This window comes from Bartonella queenslandensis, assembly GCF_018155095.1.
GTDB classification, from domain to species: Bacteria; Pseudomonadota; Alphaproteobacteria; order Rhizobiales; family Rhizobiaceae; genus Bartonella; species Bartonella queenslandensis_B.
In genome coordinates this window covers 191,787-209,361 of the sequence record NZ_NAAI01000002.1, presented here as the reverse complement: position 1 = coordinate 209,361, position 17,575 = coordinate 191,787, and the positions used below count along the sequence as shown (strand labels likewise).

Genomic DNA, 17,575 nt, shown 5'->3' with positions numbered 1-17,575 from the left:
AAAAATTACAAGAGATTTATCTAAGCAAGGAACCTTACAAATTGGTAAGGAAATGGTTCATTTTTAATGAAAAATATTTCCGTTTTTTGCCATATTTTTGCAAGATAAAAAGACGATAGTAAGAGTTTTTTTATTATTCACAGAAACTCCATCATTCGCACTTATAAAAATCTATCTTTACGGTGATAAGGAGGATGGCGCGTAAAATCACGCCATTTTTCAACTTATAATATTTTTCCTGCTCTGCCCAGAGAGAAGACCTAATTCAATAGCGTATTTTTATATAATATATTGATATATAAAGATATATTAAGTGTTATAAGGATAATTAAATTGTTTTATTTTAAACACCCCCAAAAATATCGTAAGATTCCTGATGACAAACCTGTTTATAGTAAATCAATCAAGATCATTTTCTTACACGACGCAAGCAGGATTGGGGTACGGATAAAAAGCTTTAAAAAAGGAATAAAAATATCTCTCATAGTCTTCTTAAGCACAAAGAACTATAATACCATTGAGAGTTGGAAAATAAATAGGATGATGCCAAATTTCTTACTTCGTAAATAAAAATGGTACTACATAATGCAGTTTTACTTTATGAAACGACACAAGATATATGCCTGTAGGTCTATCATTTTATTCTTGGAAGATTTTTTCCATAAAAAAATAAAAGGATTTGAAACAATAAAAAATAACAATTGAAAGCAGTCTAAGTTCAATATAATAATTATAATTTATGTTTAAAATCAATCTATTAATTTTATATTTTGTTTATATAAAGAAAAATAAAAATTGAAATCATAAAAGCACTGAGAGCAAGCATTTTATTAGACAACCGTAACCATTTAATAAACACTTTCAATATTCCAAAGTCTATTTATCGAATGCGATTATGAAGCGTATAACGCAAAGCCTTTTCTGAGGAGTGTATCATTATTGTATGGGCACCATTTTGACTTAACAAAGGTGTAAGTTGCTGCCATTATATTCTTTTTTGTCTCTAATGTTTCGGTAAACGTTGTATGTGAGAGCTTTCATAAAAGGCATTTTATTTATTCATTTGTCATATCCATCACAAGGAATAGAACGGCTATTGGATTGCCAATACACTTATTTGTTTCAGAGATATTCTCAATGCTTCCAAACTCATTTTGCGACAGCGTTCGTAAGTGGTATAGCATAAAAGCCACTGAGCACCTCCATCTTTACGCTTATGAAGGAGCAAGCCGGCATCATCGTTGTATTTATCAGCTTCCAATGTTCAAACAGTTTTTGGCATTTTAGACGCTTCATAAGAAGTATTTTTAGTCCTTTCTTGTACAATTTTTACCTATACGTCTATTCCACTTGTGTCGTGTAAGAAACGTAGTTTTAATGGATCGAACATGAACAGATTTGGAATAAAAGAATCTTACGATATTCGAGATTCTTACTTCACATGTAAAACGAAAAATAATGTTTATAATCAATAGATTATAATTAAAATTATACCATTAAAATAGCTGAAAAAATGTTCTTTATTAAACAATATATAAAAATAAAATAAAGAAAATTTCTAGCGAAGCTAAAAAAAGGTGCTGTAAGAAATGATATCTGTAAAAATTAAAAAACATATGAAAAGAAATCATTCTAAGCAAACAAATAAAAATTTAGATGCTGCAAAATACTTTCATCTCATGATGTGAGAAAGAACACATGGATAAAAACTATTGATTTCTATTTTAAGCCAGTTCTTTTGTATTGACTAGGAATAGTTGAATATAAAATAAAAGCTCATAAAGAAAAATACGTGAAACAATTAGCTTCAAGAATGAATCAAGAAAAATCAATTTGTCATTAGACTTATGATAGTTAAAAATTGCTGTTTTTAAGGCAATAAGAACATCAATGAGAAGGTGTATGGCCGGAATGACGTTTTGCTTTAATCCAAGTCATAAATTCTCCAAGAAGGATGGCAATAACACCGAGTGTGATAAAACTATCTGCGAGATTGAAAATAGCAAAATAAAAAATATCCTCAATATGAAAAAGTATATAATCAGTAACATGATGAAAACGAATACGATCAATAAGATTACCGATTGCACCCCCAATAATAAGAATAAGACCAAAGCACATAAAGGATTTATTATATTCAGTATTTTTCCATAACCATAAAAGGAAGATAATCACAATGGTTGTAATGGCAATGATTCCCCAGTGAGAAAAGGAAGAAAAAAACGAAAATGCAATACCAGAATTACGCACATGATAAAGGGAAAGGAAAGGAATAAGGGGGATTTCTGTTCCTAAAGGCACATTGTGCATAATCCAGTATTTCACAGCTTGGTCAAGTCCTACTGTAAGGATCAAACCAAGGAGAAGAAAAGGGAGTGATTTACGGATCATATTTTTTCCTCGCATGATTCCAGTGTTAAATAAGGGCGACGGATTTCATAAAGCATAACGGCTGTTGCTATTGCTAGGTTAAGCGAGTCAGCACGTCCACTTTGTGGAATGCGCGCAAGTTTATCACATCGATTTGTCAGAATATCTGATAACCCTTGTTTTTCATTTCCCATTAAAAGGATAATAGGACCATTTTTCAAATTAAGTTTACGATAATCTAAAGATCCTTTGAGATGCGTGCCAATGATCATGCCTTTAAAGCAAGAAGAGCAGTTTAAAAAGGCACTTTCATCAAAACGATAAAGAGGTATAGAGAAAATAGATCCCATGGTTGCACGAACTGTTTCAGGTGAGAAAGGGTCTGTTGTTTCACCAATTAAAATAACACCTTTAGCCCCAACAGCATCAGCAGTGCGAATAATGGTCCCAAGATTTCCAGGATCACGCACACGATCAAGAGCGATGTAAACATCTTTAGCCTGTCCAGTTATCATTTCAAGAGTTTGCCATTTTTGTTTGAAAATACCAATAACTGTTTGTGGATTATCGCGTCGAGTCAGTGATTCCATAACCTTTTGTGAGGCTTTGATAACAAAGCCACCATTGGCTACAGCGCGTGCAGCAGTATTTTCGATAGTGGCATTACCAATTTCGCTTTTGGAAAAAACAAGCGTCTGTATTGTCCATCCGAGATTGAGAGCATCGATAACTAATTTCAATCCCTCTGCCATGAAAAGACCTTCTTTATTACGGTTTTTCTTTTGGCTAAGTGCTTTAAGATCTTTTATGATGGGGTTGCTAAGAGAGGTAATTTCTTTCACTCTACCAGTTTTTTGTCCACACATATTCAAGCAATCCAACGGCTAAAAAGAGAAGTAGAAAGGGCGCGCCCTGCAACTTCTTCACGTAAAATGAGTTCTCCTGATTCGACTGTACCACCAAGATTTACAAATGCATCGCACATTAACGCATGAAGTGCAAAGAAGGAAGCACGAATAGAATAAGCTGTAAGGACAACAGAGAGCGGTTTATCAGAGAGAAGTTTACGACAATTTGTAATCATTGCTGGTAAATGATCAAACAGTTGCCACACTTCACCATGGGGTCCTCGCCCATAAGCAGGGGGATCAAGAAGAATCATATCATAGCTTTTTTTGCGACGCAGTTCTCGCTCGACAAATTTTACAGCATCATCGCAAATCCAGCGAATAGAATGATCTGGTAATCCTGCTTTTTCCTGATTGGCTTTTGCCCACGCAATGGCTTTTTTAGAAGCATCAACATGGGTAACGTTTGCACCTGCTCGTGCTCCAATCAAAGAAGCAACACCTGTATAGCCAAAAAGGTTCAATATTTTTATAGGACGTGCAGCTTTAAAAATTTGTTCTTCCATAAAGCGCCAATGGGCATCTTGTTCAGGAAACACGCCTACATGACGAAAGGAAGTAAAGCGACCTAGAAAAGACAGCCCATTCCAAGAAAGTGGCCATGTTTCATCAAGTGGTTTTTTCGGAAAATGCCAACGACCAACCCCTTCTTCATCACGGTTTCCTGTGAAAATAGCATCAACATCAGCCCATTGTTTTTGTAATAAAGCAGGGCTCCATAATGCTTGACCTTCTGGTCGAATAATTCGATAATTGCCATAACGCTCTAATTTTTGTCCATGACCAGAATCAATGAGAGCATAATTTTCACTCATACCTGTTTCTAAAATAAGAGGCAGCTTTTCCTGCGGATATCTATTATTGTGAGAGGATTGAAAGCATTGTGCAGGCATGTTTTGTATCATGGTATATGAGGTATAAAAAATTACATTATAAAGCTCTTAAATGTTTCGTAAAAGTGCAAAAGAGCTCAAGTCAATTAAAACACATATAGAAAAGAGAAAAAAAACACCCTTAAACTCTGTATTGAATATAAAAGACAGAGAGAAAAGGATCTCATTAAAATACCATTATACCAGATTTGTGATAGACGTTTTCAATTTCTCGATCTCGGCTTCACTTTTTTTGAGAGCTTTTTTGCATTTGTGATAGGAAAACCAACGGATCAGATTACCTAATAAAATACCAAAACCAAAGAAAATAAAGAGCCATATAAAAAGGGGAGCATGATAAGTAAAACTTTCAGAATTTTCTCGAAAAGGATCAAGGGTTAACGGAACTATTTGACGATTAGCTACGGTAAAAACAATCAAAAACGCTGTGAGAATCACACAGATACTTGTTAAAAAAATACGTTTAATAATCATAAGTTTCTCACTGATTAAGACGGTCACGTAAATCTTTTCCCGTTTTAAAAAAAGGAATCCACTTTTCGTCAACAGCAACGGCTTCACCTGTTCGTGGATTACGCCCATTACGCGCTGAACGGCTTTTTACAGAAAAAGCTCCAAATCCACGAAGTTCAACACGATCGCCATTTGCAAGTGCTGTTGAAATTTCTTCAAAAATAGCGTTTACAATATTTTCCACATCCCGTTGAAAAAGATGCGGATTATGACGAGCAATAATTTGCACAAGCTCTGATTTAACCACGATAGCCTCACTTTCACACAAAAAGATTTTTTATAATTGTGCACTTCACGCATATTACAATATATAAACGGATAAAAGCAAAATAAAACCAAGAAAAAACAAATTTCAAGAAACAAAATTTGAAAATACCTTTTATAAAGGTTATACAGATTAAAAATGCGGAATATTTAAGAGATTAGGAGAGTATGTCCGTACACAATCATCATGAAGTCTTTTCAATGCAATCATCTGTTGGAGATGTTTTTAAAAAAGCATCCCAGCATTCACGTCGTATTAGTCTATTAAAAATTTTTTTACCCTTCATAGCGTTCGTTTCAGCGTTGTTTTTTTGCTGGTTTACGTTTTTCTCAGTTCCCTTTACTTCTAATCCTATTCTTTTGAATAATGAAGAAAGTGAAGTGATGAATTTGACGATACTCAATCCAAAATTAGAGGGGTATACGCGTGCTCATGAACCTTATTGGCTTAAAGCAGAAAAGGCGTTTCAAGATCATACGCACTCTGGAATAGTTGGGTTGCAAAACATTACAGCGAAAGCATCTGTAGGCCAACAAAGACAGGTTTTTCTCGCAGCACAAGGAGGCTTTTACGATAACATTAATGGTTTTTTACAGCTAGATAAGCCATTCACCATTACGACGAATGATGGGATGATGGCACAATTCATGTCGGCTAATATTAATTTATCTGAGGGACAATTAAAAACAGATCAACGTGTTAATATTCAACGAGCCGGTTTTCATCTTGCTGCCAATGCCTTAAAAGTTCGAGAAAAAGGAAAAAACATGTATTTCTATGGTGGTGTGCATTTAGTGCTTGAAAAGCAATGATGCAATATCAATACGAATCTTTAAGCGGTCTTTAAAAGAGATATATGTGTATAGATAAACAGAAGAACTGAAATAATGAGATCATACAAAAGATGGATAGGTATGACGCTGGCTTTTAGCATGGGAATGTTAGGAGAAGGAACCCTTTTAGGATATGCTGAAGAGACTCATTTGGGGATAAGTCTATCAAACGACAAAGAACCGGTAGAACTTCACGCAGATTCTTTAGAAATACGTGATAAAGAAGGGATAGCGCTTTTTAAGGGTGATGTTTCAGTCGTGCAAGGTGAACGCCTTTTACGAACAGCAAAGTTAATTGTTTACTATGATAAAGCACATAAAGAAACGGATAAAAATAAAGAAGATACAAAAGCATCATCTGTTTCTTTATTGGGGTCGTCGAGCATAAAAAAAATGGAAGCTGTGGGAAAAGTTTATATAAAAATTGCTACGCAAATTGCTACGGGTGATAAGGGTGTTTTTGATGGAAAATCAAAAATGATTAGTTTGACAGGGAATCATGTTGTGTTAAAGGATGGTGACAATGTGGCAATGGGGTGTAAACTAACGGCAAATATGGAAAGCGGAAAGGCTTTTTTAGAAGGTTGTGAAACGTCTGAAAAAAAGGGCCGTGTTTCTATTATTTTTAAACAAAATCAAAAGAATGGCCATTAAGATTTCATGTTTGGAATCAAAAGAAAAAAACAGACTGATGAATATAATCTTGCAAGTGAAGCTTCAAAAAAGCGCTTAAAAGGGACTTTGATTGCTAGTCATTTGATTAAAGTGTATCGAGGAAGACCAACGGTTAATGGTGTTTCTTTTGGCATTCGTACGGGGGAAGCTGTTGGCATTTTAGGTCCCAATGGTGCAGGTAAAACAACTTGTTTTTATATGGTTACGGGGCTCATAAAGTCTGATGGAGGATCCATTAAAATCGATGGATTTGATATTACGCATCTTCCGATGTATCGACGTGCGCGTTTAGGTATTGGGTATCTTCCCCAAGAGGCATCTATTTTTCGTGGTCTTTCAGTAGAAAATAATATTAAAGCAGTTTTAGAAGTCGTTGAAAAAGATCGCCTTAAACAACGTGAAGAGTTAGATAGCCTTTTACATGAATTTAAAATTGATCATTTACGTAAAATGTCTGCACTTTCATTATCTGGGGGTGAACGGCGACGCCTTGAAATTGCGCGCGCTTTAGCTTCTCGTCCTCATTTTATGTTACTTGATGAACCATTTGCAGGAATTGATCCTATCGCTATTTTTGATATTCAGCAGCTTATTCGTCATTTAACGAAGCGTGGCATTGGTGTTTTAATAACAGATCATAATGTACGCGAGACATTAGGACTTGTCGACCGCGCTTATATCATTAACACCGGCAAAGTGTTAGTTCATGGTTGTCCTCATGATATTATCAACAACGCCGATGTCCGCAGGATTTATTTGGGAAATCAGTTTTCTCTATGATTTTTAATCCTTCATGCGTTTTCATTTAAGTTTAACAGAAACAATGTGGTCTTCACAAACGCCATTTTAAATCATCAAACATACCCCAAAGGAGGTAGACGAGGTTTCGTTGTGATTATTAATAAAGCAATTTCTCTCTACGGAAATAAAGGCAATAGTTCCTTTATTGTAGAAATTATGATAATGATTTTAAAGGCTGTAAATCAATAAGAGAGCACGGCTTTAGGATAAATTTTTTAATTGAGCCGTGCAATAAGATTTTTTCTGATGTTTTTATTTATTAAATGGTTATTGAAAATCTTATTTATGCCAAAACTTCTTTTATGAGTAGAGTATAGAAAGTTTTTATTAAGAGGTGTAAAAGGCTTCATCACTATGAGGTGATGAGTATATTTTTTGTTGATTGAGCTTCCGTGTGATTGTGTCATAGAAAGGATATCACTAGATTAACTTAATAATGAGTGATAAACGAGGCTGTAAATAAATGCGTGTGTTATTGAAAGGTGAGGGATATTCATCATATTTTCTCTATCGCATCAAAGAATATATTGATAATGCTGTAGTGGATGTTTTTATTGGAGCATCGGTTAGATATTGTGTTTATTTAATAGGGATTGTCGTGTTTTATTGGTTTGTATGACGTATTTAAAAATAGGAGCGCGGCGATAGATATCAGGCTAAATCTATAAATCTTTTAAAATGATTATAAGTCTCTAAAAGCCATTGATTCTTGTTATAAGGCTTTATTTAAGCTATACAGTGATTTTCAAACTAAAGATCTATTCTGCTCAATATGCTTCTCACCATTAAAAACTCATTTTTAAAGAAAGAAAAAATCTAAAGGGGAATTATACATTAACTCTTGTGACAAGTTTAATAAATTTATGAATAATGCCCTTTTCTAGCATCTTAAGGAAATTAATTTTATGAGAAACTTCATTTCTTTTTTCTTTTCTCATGCTTTTAATGAGGAGCTAAACACTATTTATTACCCTGTTAAAAGTGATATGAGACGTATTCCATCACCCGTTATAAATTGAAAAATAAAAACGTATGCGATGTTGCGAAAAGTAAAAGAACTTTAAATATCGATACCGTGTATAGATTTATTGGTGAGCATTTGAGCGTGTAAGAGGAAAATTAAAGGATGAATTTGAGTGAGTTAATAGCACCGGAAGCAATTATTCCGGCTCTTAAGGCTAATTCGAAAAAACAAGTTCTGCAAATTTTAGCCGAAAAAGCGTCTCAGCTTACAGGTCTTAGTGAGCATGTAATTTTTGATATCGTTTTGCAACGTGAGAAGCTTGGTTCAACGGGGTTGGGTGGTGGTATTGCTATTCCTCATGGAAAATTAGCAGATATTAATCGGATTATTGGTATATTTGCACGTCTTGAAAGTCCTGTTGATTTTGAAGCTCTCGATGACGAACCTATAGATCTGGTTTTTCTCCTTTTAGCACCTGAAAATGCCGGAGCAGATCACCTAAAAGCTTTATCACAGATTGCGCGTGTTTTGCGTCATGCTGACGTTGTGCAAAAATTGCGCAATACCCATAATGCCAATGCGCTTTATGCTTTATTGATTCAAACTTCAGAATCAAATGCAGCTTAAAAGGAATTGTAAGTATATAAATTGCAGAGTATACACACCATAGAGCTTAGAAATAATATAATTTGTATTTTAAAGGGCTGATAGTGAAAGATTACGTTATGCGATTCGCTATTGAGACAGAATTGAGAGTCTCTTTATTTCATAATTAATATATTGATAATACTTAATTATTTTTACGATATATTTTTAAGATTATGAAAAGGCTATATCAGGACAATATTGAATACGAAGTATAAATGTACTATAATGGGTAAAAGGTGGAGTATCTTACGGACATCCATGTATTGGATGTATAACAGTTGAGAAGTGATATTCACGGGGCTATGAAGTTTTTTTGGGAGTACAGGATGTATTTTCAAAGTTTTGAAGCAGATTGCTTAGAGAAGCTTAGAGAAATCGTTTTTATGAAAAAACGCAGTGAGCTGTGTGAAATCAAAAATGTTGTTTTTTAATGCGATTATTGAATAAAAAGTTCATATTTTGGTAACGACTAAAAGGTCACAATGGAACGTAAAAATCTGTTCTGATTGGTGTGAAGATGTTTCGCTTATTGAAGGAATTAGGATAATTACATATGAGTATCGAGGGATTTTTGTTTGAACTTTTCCAATGAAGAGAGTCTTGTTAAAGATTAAAGAAGTGAGCTGAATGAAGATGTTTGAAAAGACTGTTATTGCTGCATCTGTAATGGTTCTTGTTACAGCTGGGTCGGTGTGTGCACAAACGCCAAGCCGTTTAAATCAATTTGAAGCCTGGGGAGCTTATTCTTATAAATCGTCCCAAAATACGATTTGCTATGTGTTATCTGTTCCTTTGAAGGCTCTTCCAACGACAGTTAATCATGGTGATAATTTTTTCTTAGTTACCAAGCGTTCTCAATCACCTGTTTCATTTGAACCGCAGTTTATGGCTGGTTATACGCTTCAAGAAGGGTCGAGAGTGACAGTGACCATTGGAGACAAGGATTTTGATTTTTTCACGAAAGATTCCTCAGCTTGGTTGGCATCATCAGAGCTAGAAAAGCAACTTGTTTCTGCTATGCGTGCTGGAAACAATATGACAGTGAAAGCAATATCAAAACGGGGAACGCATACCACCTATACATATTCCTTAAAAGGGGTTACTGCTGCCTTAAATGAAGCTCAAAAGTGCCATTAAGGTTTTGATAATTTCTAAAATAGTGATGTAAATTGGAAAGCAATGGCTATTTCCTATGACCTTAGACCTGTTGGTTCATGTTTAGAACGAAAAACAGATCATGTTGCTGTGAAAGAGAGTTCTAAGCTCTCTTTAATTGGATTATCGCAAGATGAAATAGTGCAAGCTTTGAAGACAGTTGGTGTACCAGAGCGTCAAACACGTATGCGTGCACGTCAGCTTTGGCATTGGCTTTATGTACGTGGTGTTTCAAATTTTGATGAAATGCTGAATATTTCTAAAGCAATGCAAGAAACACTTAAACGTCATTTTTCCATTGCGCGTCCAGAAATTGTTGGAGAACAAATATCAAAGGATGGTACACGTAAATGGCTCTTACGTTTTCCAGCACGTGGGGCTGGAAGGCCTGTTGAAATTGAAACGGTTTATATCCCTGAAGAAGGACGTGGTACTTTATGTCTTTCATCGCAAGTAGGTTGTACGTTAACCTGCTCTTTTTGTCATACGGGAACACAGATGCTTGTTCGCAATCTGACCGCAGAAGAGATTTTAGCACAATTATTGGTTGCACGTGATTGTTTGGGTGATTTTCCTGATAAGAATACCCCTGATGGAGCGATTGTCCCTGTTGAAGGACGCAAAATTACCAATATTGTTATGATGGGAATGGGAGAACCTCTTTATAATTTTGAAGCTGTAAAAAAAGCTTTATTGATTGCTTCTGATGGTGATGGGCTTTCTTTATCAAAACGTCGGATTACACTTTCAACCAGTGGGGTCGTTCCTGGAATTATCCGAACTGGAGAAGAAATTGGTGTTATGTTGGCGATTTCACTCCACGCTGTACACGATACAGTAAGGGATATGCTTGTTCCTATTAATAAAAAATATCCGCTTACTTTGTTAATGGATGCTTGCCGTAATTATCCTGGTCTGTCTAATGCAAAACGAATCACATTTGAATATGTTATGCTGAAAGATATCAATGATAGTTTAGATGATGCTAAGCGATTAATTCAGTTATTGAAAGGCATTCCTGCTAAGATCAATTTAATTCCTTTTAATCCGTGGCCAGGGAGTAATTATCAATGTTCTGATTGGGAGCAAATTGAGCGTTTTGCTGATGTTGTTAATCAAGCAGGCTATGCTTCTCCTATTCGCACACCGCGTGGACGCGATATTTTAGCGGCATGTGGACAGCTCAAATCGGCTTCAGAGCGTTTACGGAAATCTGAACGTTTGAAACTTGAAAATGCCGTTGGTCATTAGTTAACGCAGTTTTCAGTGATATAGAGCCTATGTTTTTTTCTGTAAATCAACATATAATATCATATGTGAGAAAGAGATTAAGGCGGATCAGTGCGAGATGAACAGTCTCAGCTTTTATAGGTTCAATAGGGAAAAAATATTGCATAAAATCTGTCTGCACAATCCCTGAAATGAGGATGCAACCTAAGTTAGAGGAAAGTCTCAAGGGTCACATATTTCCACCTCACACTTTTTATTTCGGCTTTATGATTTTTAAAAGCATCGACGGTAATATCTTTTAAAGAGAGGAGATGTACGTTGCTTCATGTTTTGTTACGTTCTTTAACAAGATTACGTCTCATACATAAAACGGCGTGTCTAAAATATAAATTCCATTATGTTGTTCCTTGACATGTTTTTAAAAAAGCGTTTCTTAATACACTCTTCATTTCACAAAAATACCAGCAAAGAATATAATAAAAAAGCCTCTGTGAAATATGTGATACTTTAATAAAGATGTAAGTTGGTACCTGCATTCTATTTTTTAGCTTTTCTTGAGATATACAAGGGAAAGCTATTGTTTAATTCAACATAAATAGATTTAAAATGAAAGCATTTCATAATATCTAGAGTTATCATTTAAATTAAAAACGATAAATTACACCTTATAAATCAATTTTTTGTAACGGTAAGAAGATGCAGAGCAAAGCTGGTAAAAGTACCTGCAATAAGCCAGTCGAGAAAGCGAAGATAAAGGGGGTTTTGTTTAAGGGTTTTAGCAAGTTTATGTGCTGTAAAAACGACTGAAATTGTAATGGGAAAAGAAATAGGAATATAAGAGAGTCCCAAAAAGAGTAGTTTTTGTGTTGCCATAGGATCATTCGCATTGATAAATTGTGGTAAGAATGTCGCGTTAAAGAGTATAACTTTAGGATTGAGAAGATTAATTCCAATACCAGCAAGATAGTTACGTTTAGAGCTTTGAGATTGAGAAAATGTTGGTTCAAAGGAGAATGTCGCGTTTCTCCGTAACGCTTGAAAGGCAAACCATAAAAGATAAAAGGCGCCAACAATTTTCAGAAGAACAAAAGCGTGTGGCGCGGCAAAAATAAGCGCTGATAAGCCAAGTGCTACAGCTGTAACCTGAATGGCAAATCCCGTTGCACTTCCCAAGGCACACATAATTCCAGCTTTTTTGCTTTGTGTAATGGTTCGTCCTACAGAAAGCATCATATCAGGTCCTGGAATAAGTGCTAAAATCAACGATGCTAAAGCAAATTGTACAACAATAGACCACTCCGGTAGAAACGACACGTCAATCTCCTCTTATTTTTAAGTAATGTTCATTATTTATACTTTGAGGCGTCTTTATTTATGCTTTTTGAGTCTTTTTAATGTTGTTTAAAGAGAATTTATTTTTATACTTTTTGTGTCGTTTAAATTTTTTAGAAAAAAAGATCAATTCATATTGAGCGTTAGAATGAAAAAGTGGCAAAATATTAGAAAAGTTGTTTTGGCTTAATTCGGGTGGATTGGATACATCAATTATTCTCAAATGATTGCGAAGTACGCTAGAGATTGAAGTTGTAACTTTTACAGCAGATTGGGGGCAGGGGGAAGAATTAGAGCTTGCTCGTCGTAAAGCTGAAATGCTCGGTGTTAAAGAAATCTACATTGAAGATTTGCGTGAAGAATTTGTGCACGATTTTGTTTTTACGATGTTTCGAACCAATACCCTTTATGAAGGGACTTATCTTTTAGGAACGTCAATTGCACGTCCCCTTATTTCAAAACGCTTTATTGAAATTGCTAAGGAAACAGGGGCCAATGCCATTGCTCATGGAGCAACAGGAAAAGGCAACGATCAGGTACGCTTTGAGCTTTCCGCTTATGCGCTTAATCCTGATATAAAGATTATTGCTCCATGGCGTGATTGGGATTTTAAGAGTCGGACAAATCTTTTTGAGTTTGCTCGTACACATAAAATTTCTATAGAAAAGGATAAGCAAGGCGAAGCACCTTTTTCCGTGGATGCGAATTTATTACATTCTTCATCAGAAGGAAAGATTTTAGAAAATCCATCACTTCCTGCTCCTGAGTATGTCCATATGCGTACTCTTTCTCCGGAAGATGCTCCAGATCAAGCAACCAGAATCACTCTTGGCTTTAAAAAAGGCGATGCTGTTTCAATCAATGGAAAAAATTTATCTCCTGTACCTTTACTTTCAGAACTAAATCATTATGGGCGTTATAATGGTATTGGTCGGTTAGGTTTGGTAGAAAATCGTTTTGTAGGTATGAAATCGCGGGATATTTATGAAACACTAGGTGGAACCATTCTTTTAACAGATCACAGAGCTATAGAAATCTTTAACGCTGGATCGTGGTGCAGCTCATTTGAAAGATGAATTGATACCACGTTATGCATAACTCATTTATTATAGCTTTTGGTTTTCTCCCGAACGTAAGATGTTGCAGGCAGCGATTGATTTATCTCAAGAATACGTTGAAGGTGAAGTCACATTAAAGCTCTATAAGGGGAACGTGATTGTTGAAGGGCGCCAAAGCAACAAATCACTTTTTTGCGAATAACCATAATAAGCAAGATCCACAAAAAATAATAATAGTGAAGGCTCTGATAATAAAAAAAGACAATTTTGCTTTATAATCTTCAATGTTTTTGATTTCACTCAGAATGAAATATATTTACAGCGAGGGGAGTTTTTGTATTGTGACTTAAGAGTATCGAGAAATTTACATCTTTTTGCTTGCTATTATTGACGAATAAATTCAAGAACCATAAACCCTATTTTGAAAAATTATAATTTTTAGGATAAATAATGATGCGTAATCAGTGTGATGCCCTTAGCCTTACGCCTGAATTAAAGGATGCGGCTGCTCAATCGAGAACTTGGCCATTTGAAGAAGCACGTAAGATTATCAAACGGTATGAAAAGACGGGTTATCCAGACAGTGTAATATTTGAGACAGGGTATGGACCTTCTGGTTTACCGCATATTGGAACGTTTGGGGAAGTTGCACGTACAACTATGGTGCGTCATGCCTTTCATATTCTTACAGATAATAAAGTAAAAACGAAGCTGCTTTGTTTTTCTGATGATATGGATGGTTTGCGCAAGGTTCCTGAGAATGTGCCAGATCGCGAGAAGATGGAACATTATCTTGGTCAACCGTTGAGCCGTGTACCTGATCCTTTTGGAGATGATTATCCTTCTTTTGGAGCGGCGAATAACGCACGTTTACGGGCTTTTCTTGATCGTTTTGGTTTTGATTATGAATTTGCAAGTGCTACGGATTATTACAGTTCCGGTCGTTTTGATGAAACACTTTTAAAAATCCTTGCTTGTTATGACAAGGTAATGGCAATTATTTTACCAACGTTGGGTGAAGAGCGACAGGCGACCTATTCTCTCTTTTTACCGATTTCTCCTTTTTCTGGAAAAGTATTACAAGTACCGATGATTGCGCGTAATGTTGAAAAAGGGACAGTTACTTATATCGAGCCAGAAACAGGAGAAACTATAGAAACAGAAGTTACAGGAGGCAAGGTTAAGTGTCAGTGGAAGGTTGATTGGGCAATGCGCTGGACAGCGCTTGGCATTGATTATGAAATGGCAGGAAAAGATCTTATCGATTCCACAAATCTTTCTTCTAAAATTTGTAAAATACTAAGTGGAAAGCCTCCAGAGGGATTTAACTATGAACTCTTTTTAGATGATAAAGGGCAGAAAATTTCCAAATCCAAAGGAAATGGCTTAACCATTGATGAATGGCTTACATATGCCCCAACAGAGAGCTTAGGGCTTTATATGTTTTCAAAGCCCAAGACAGCAAAACGGCTTTATTTTGATGTTATTCCTAAAGCTGTGGATGAATATTATGCGCATCTTTCTGCCTATGGTCGTCAAAATTGGCAAGAACGGCTTAATAATCCTGTATGGCATATTCATAATGGTTGTCCACCACAGGTTGATTTACCTGTGCCTTTTGCGTTGCTTTTAAATTTGGTAAGTGCTTCAAATGCAGAGAATGCAGAGGTTCTTTGGGGTTTTATTTCTCGTTACGCTAAGGGGGCAAATGCGCAAACTTATCCAGAACTTGATCAATTGGTGAAATTTGCCATTAAATACTTTGATGTTTTTGTGAAACCAAACAAGAAATTTCGTATACCAGATGACAGCGAGCGCGCAACATTAGCACAAATTGATGAAAAATTAGCCAATTTTTCTGAAGCTGTTGATGGCAACACACTACAAAATACACTTCTTGATGTTGCTCGTCTAACGGAACGCTACCAAGATCATAGCAAAAAAAGCCCTGAAGGTGGTCCTGGTGTCTCCAATGTCTTTTTTCAAATGTTGTATGAGGTCCTTTTAGGACAAGAGCGAGGTCCACGATGGGGATCATTTATAGCGCTTTATGGGATTAATGAAATGCGTGCACTGATTGCTGAAGCATTGGCTCGACCTATGGAGGAATAATGGAACGAAGAGTCCAGGAAGTAAAGCGACGTCGTACATTTGCAATTATTGCTCACCCAGATGCTGGGAAAACAACATTGACGGAAAAGCTTTTATTGTTTGGTGGTGCTATTCAACTTGCAGGAGAAGTAAAAGCCAAAAAAGATCGTATTCAAACCCGTTCTGACTGGATGAATATTGAGCGTGATCGTGGTATTTCCGTTGTAACTTCGGTAATGACGTTTGAATATGAAAATCATATTTTTAATCTCCTAGATACCCCTGGTCATGAAGATTTTGCCGATGATACCTATCGTACGCTTACAGCTGTTGATAGTGCTATCATGGTATTAGATGGAGCCCGCGGGATTGAGCCTAGAACACTAAAATTATTTGAAGTGTGTCGGATGCGGGATATTCCTATTGTTACTTTTATCAATAAAATGGATCGTGAGGCGCGTGATCCTATAGAGCTTTTAGATGAAATTGAGGAAAAACTTGCGCTTGATACCGCACCCATAACTTGGCCCATTGGGACGGGTAAAGATTTTGTTGGTACCTTTGATCTTCATCATAACCGTTTTCGTCAAAAAGATGATGAAATAACACAGCGGATTGTTTCAAATCCCAGTGAGGTTGTCCATTTACTTCCAGAGTATCAACGTTCAACTTTTCTTGAAGGGGTAGAACTTGCTCAAAGTGTTTGCAAGAATTTTGATCTTCAAGCTTTCCGTGAAGGTCATATGACTCCGGTTTATTTTGGTTCAGCTTTACGAAATTTTGGTGTTCGTGATTTGATCAATGCGCTTATTGATTTTGGTCAAAGTCCACGTGATCAAAGTGCAGATCAACGCGATATCATAGCAACTGAACCTAAAATGACGGGATTTGTTTTTAAAATTCAAGCGAATATGGATCCTAATCATCGTGATCGTATTGCGTTTTTTCGAGTATGTTCAGGAACACTTGAACGGGGTATGAAAACAAAGTTGGTCCGAACAGGCAAACCGATGACACTTTCGGCTCCACAATTTTTCTTTGCGCGTTCACGCCAAATTGCTGATCAAGCTTATGCTGGTGATATCGTAGGGATCCCTAATCATGGAACATTGCGTATTGGCGATACTTTGACAGAAGGGGAAGATATCCTCTTTAAAGGAGTACCCAATTTTGCACCAGAAATTTTGCGTCGTGTTTGCTTAGGTGATCCAATGAAAGCAAAAAAGCTCAAAGAAGCTTTGCAACAAATGGCTGAAGAAGGGGTTGTACAATTGTTTATTCCAGATGATGGGTCGCCTTCTCTCATTGGTGTTATTGGTGCTTTGCAAATTGATGTTTTAAAAGAACGATTGAAAATAGAATATTCTTTGCCAGTAAATTTTGAGTCTGCGCGTTTTAATTTATGCCGTTGGATTTCAGCGCAGAGCAAAGATGCGTTGCAAAAGTTTCTCAGCAATCACCGTTCTGCTATTGCGTATGATTTAGAAGGTGATCCAGTTTTTTTAGCGGAAAACCATTTTTCATTGAATTATGAAGCAGAAAGAGCTCCTAAGATAAAATTTTCTGCTTTTAAAGATTATCAAGTACGCTCTTAATGTAAAGAAGAATTTTTTATGTAACAATTTGGTTGATAATGGCTTTTCACATTGAGTGGTGGATTTGAATATTGTTATTTTTTTCTGAAAACAAAAGGAGTATGTAAAGAGCACTTTAAGATTGCATTATATAAAGGGAGAAGTGAATTTAATTTATAATGTTCAATAAGTTATCATATATTTTTATTTGTAACGCCTTTTAGAGTTTTGATATATTTTTTCACAATGGTTTAAGAAAAGATCA

14 protein-coding genes and 2 pseudogenes are annotated in these 17,575 nt (G+C 35.8%); 9 read left to right on the top strand and 7 right to left on the bottom strand.

The features are described from left to right. Positions 1-1,102 precede the first annotated feature (1,102 nt). From B5V81_RS08740 to ihfB, 6 genes and pseudogenes are all read right to left on the bottom strand, one after another. Positions 1,103-1,261, bottom strand: a pseudogene (locus B5V81_RS08740) (integrase); the annotation flags it as partial. 626 nt (positions 1,262-1,887) lie between these two features. Next, the gene (gene lspA / locus B5V81_RS02075; RefSeq protein ID WP_212111708.1) at positions 1,888-2,391 is read right to left on the bottom strand and encodes a signal peptidase II; all 504 of its coding nucleotides are present in this window, start codon (positions 2,389-2,391) and stop codon (positions 1,888-1,890) included. Continuing rightward, entirely contained in the window at positions 2,388-3,236 is an 849-nt protein-coding gene (locus tag B5V81_RS02070) for a TrmH family RNA methyltransferase (protein WP_212111706.1), read from the bottom strand. Before B5V81_RS02070 ends, lspA begins: the two co-directional genes overlap by 4 nt. 2 nt (positions 3,237-3,238) lie before the next feature. Beyond that, complete coding sequence (locus B5V81_RS02065; protein ID WP_212111704.1) at positions 3,239-4,171, bottom strand: class I SAM-dependent methyltransferase; 933 nt, start codon at positions 4,169-4,171, stop codon at positions 3,239-3,241. A 177-nt stretch (positions 4,172-4,348) separates the two neighbouring features. Continuing rightward, entirely contained in the window at positions 4,349-4,645 is a 297-nt protein-coding gene (locus B5V81_RS02060; protein ID WP_212111702.1) for a LapA family protein, read from the bottom strand. A 7-nt stretch (positions 4,646-4,652) separates the two neighbouring features. Next, the gene (gene ihfB / locus B5V81_RS02055; protein ID WP_012230270.1) at positions 4,653-4,931 is read right to left on the bottom strand and encodes an integration host factor subunit beta; all 279 of its coding nucleotides are present in this window, start codon (positions 4,929-4,931) and stop codon (positions 4,653-4,655) included. Between the two features lie 185 nt (positions 4,932-5,116). Here ihfB and lptC point away from each other — a divergent pair, with 185 nt between their 5' ends. The 6 genes from lptC (at position 5,117) to rlmN (ending at position 11,276) form a co-directional block, all read left to right on the top strand. After that, on the top strand, positions 5,117-5,761 hold the full coding sequence (lptC, locus tag B5V81_RS02050; RefSeq protein ID WP_212111694.1) for an LPS export ABC transporter periplasmic protein LptC: 645 nt from the start codon (positions 5,117-5,119) through the stop codon (positions 5,759-5,761). A 102-nt stretch (positions 5,762-5,863) separates the two neighbouring features. Next, the gene (locus B5V81_RS02045; RefSeq protein WP_244979338.1) at positions 5,864-6,436 is read left to right on the top strand and encodes an LptA/OstA family protein; all 573 of its coding nucleotides are present in this window, start codon (positions 5,864-5,866) and stop codon (positions 6,434-6,436) included. 6 nt (positions 6,437-6,442) lie between these two features. Then, positions 6,443-7,237 (top strand): LPS export ABC transporter ATP-binding protein, encoded by a 795-nt coding sequence (gene lptB, locus B5V81_RS02040; RefSeq protein WP_212111692.1) that lies wholly within the window; start codon positions 6,443-6,445, stop codon positions 7,235-7,237. 1,147 nt (positions 7,238-8,384) lie between these two features. Next, positions 8,385-8,849 (top strand): PTS IIA-like nitrogen regulatory protein PtsN, encoded by a 465-nt coding sequence (gene ptsN / locus B5V81_RS02035; protein ID WP_212111691.1) that lies wholly within the window; start codon positions 8,385-8,387, stop codon positions 8,847-8,849. Between the two features lie 654 nt (positions 8,850-9,503). Then, complete coding sequence (locus tag B5V81_RS02030; protein ID WP_212111912.1) at positions 9,504-10,007, top strand: invasion associated locus B family protein; 504 nt, start codon at positions 9,504-9,506, stop codon at positions 10,005-10,007. A gap of 42 nt (positions 10,008-10,049) precedes the next feature. Beyond that, positions 10,050-11,276: a dual-specificity RNA methyltransferase RlmN gene (rlmN, locus tag B5V81_RS02025; protein WP_212111689.1), complete on the top strand. Its 1,227-nt coding sequence runs from the start codon at positions 10,050-10,052 to the stop codon at positions 11,274-11,276. A gap of 651 nt (positions 11,277-11,927) precedes the next feature. Here the strand turns inward: rlmN and B5V81_RS02020 are convergent. Then, positions 11,928-12,569: a LysE family translocator gene (locus B5V81_RS02020; RefSeq protein ID WP_212111685.1), complete on the bottom strand. Its 642-nt coding sequence runs from the start codon at positions 12,567-12,569 to the stop codon at positions 11,928-11,930. Positions 12,570-12,735: 166 nt separating this feature from the next. Between B5V81_RS02020 and B5V81_RS02015 the strand changes: the two are divergent. The 3 genes and pseudogenes from B5V81_RS02015 to B5V81_RS02005 form a co-directional block, all read left to right on the top strand. After that, positions 12,736-13,838: pseudogene (locus B5V81_RS02015) on the top strand (argininosuccinate synthase); the annotation flags it as partial. A gap of 257 nt (positions 13,839-14,095) precedes the next feature. Continuing rightward, the gene (locus tag B5V81_RS02010; RefSeq protein ID WP_212111683.1) at positions 14,096-15,757 is read left to right on the top strand and encodes a lysine--tRNA ligase; all 1,662 of its coding nucleotides are present in this window, start codon (positions 14,096-14,098) and stop codon (positions 15,755-15,757) included. Then, complete coding sequence (locus tag B5V81_RS02005) at positions 15,757-17,331, top strand: peptide chain release factor 3 (RefSeq protein WP_212111680.1); 1,575 nt, start codon at positions 15,757-15,759, stop codon at positions 17,329-17,331. Before B5V81_RS02010 ends, B5V81_RS02005 begins: the two co-directional genes overlap by 1 nt. Positions 17,332-17,575: the final 244 nt, after the last annotated feature.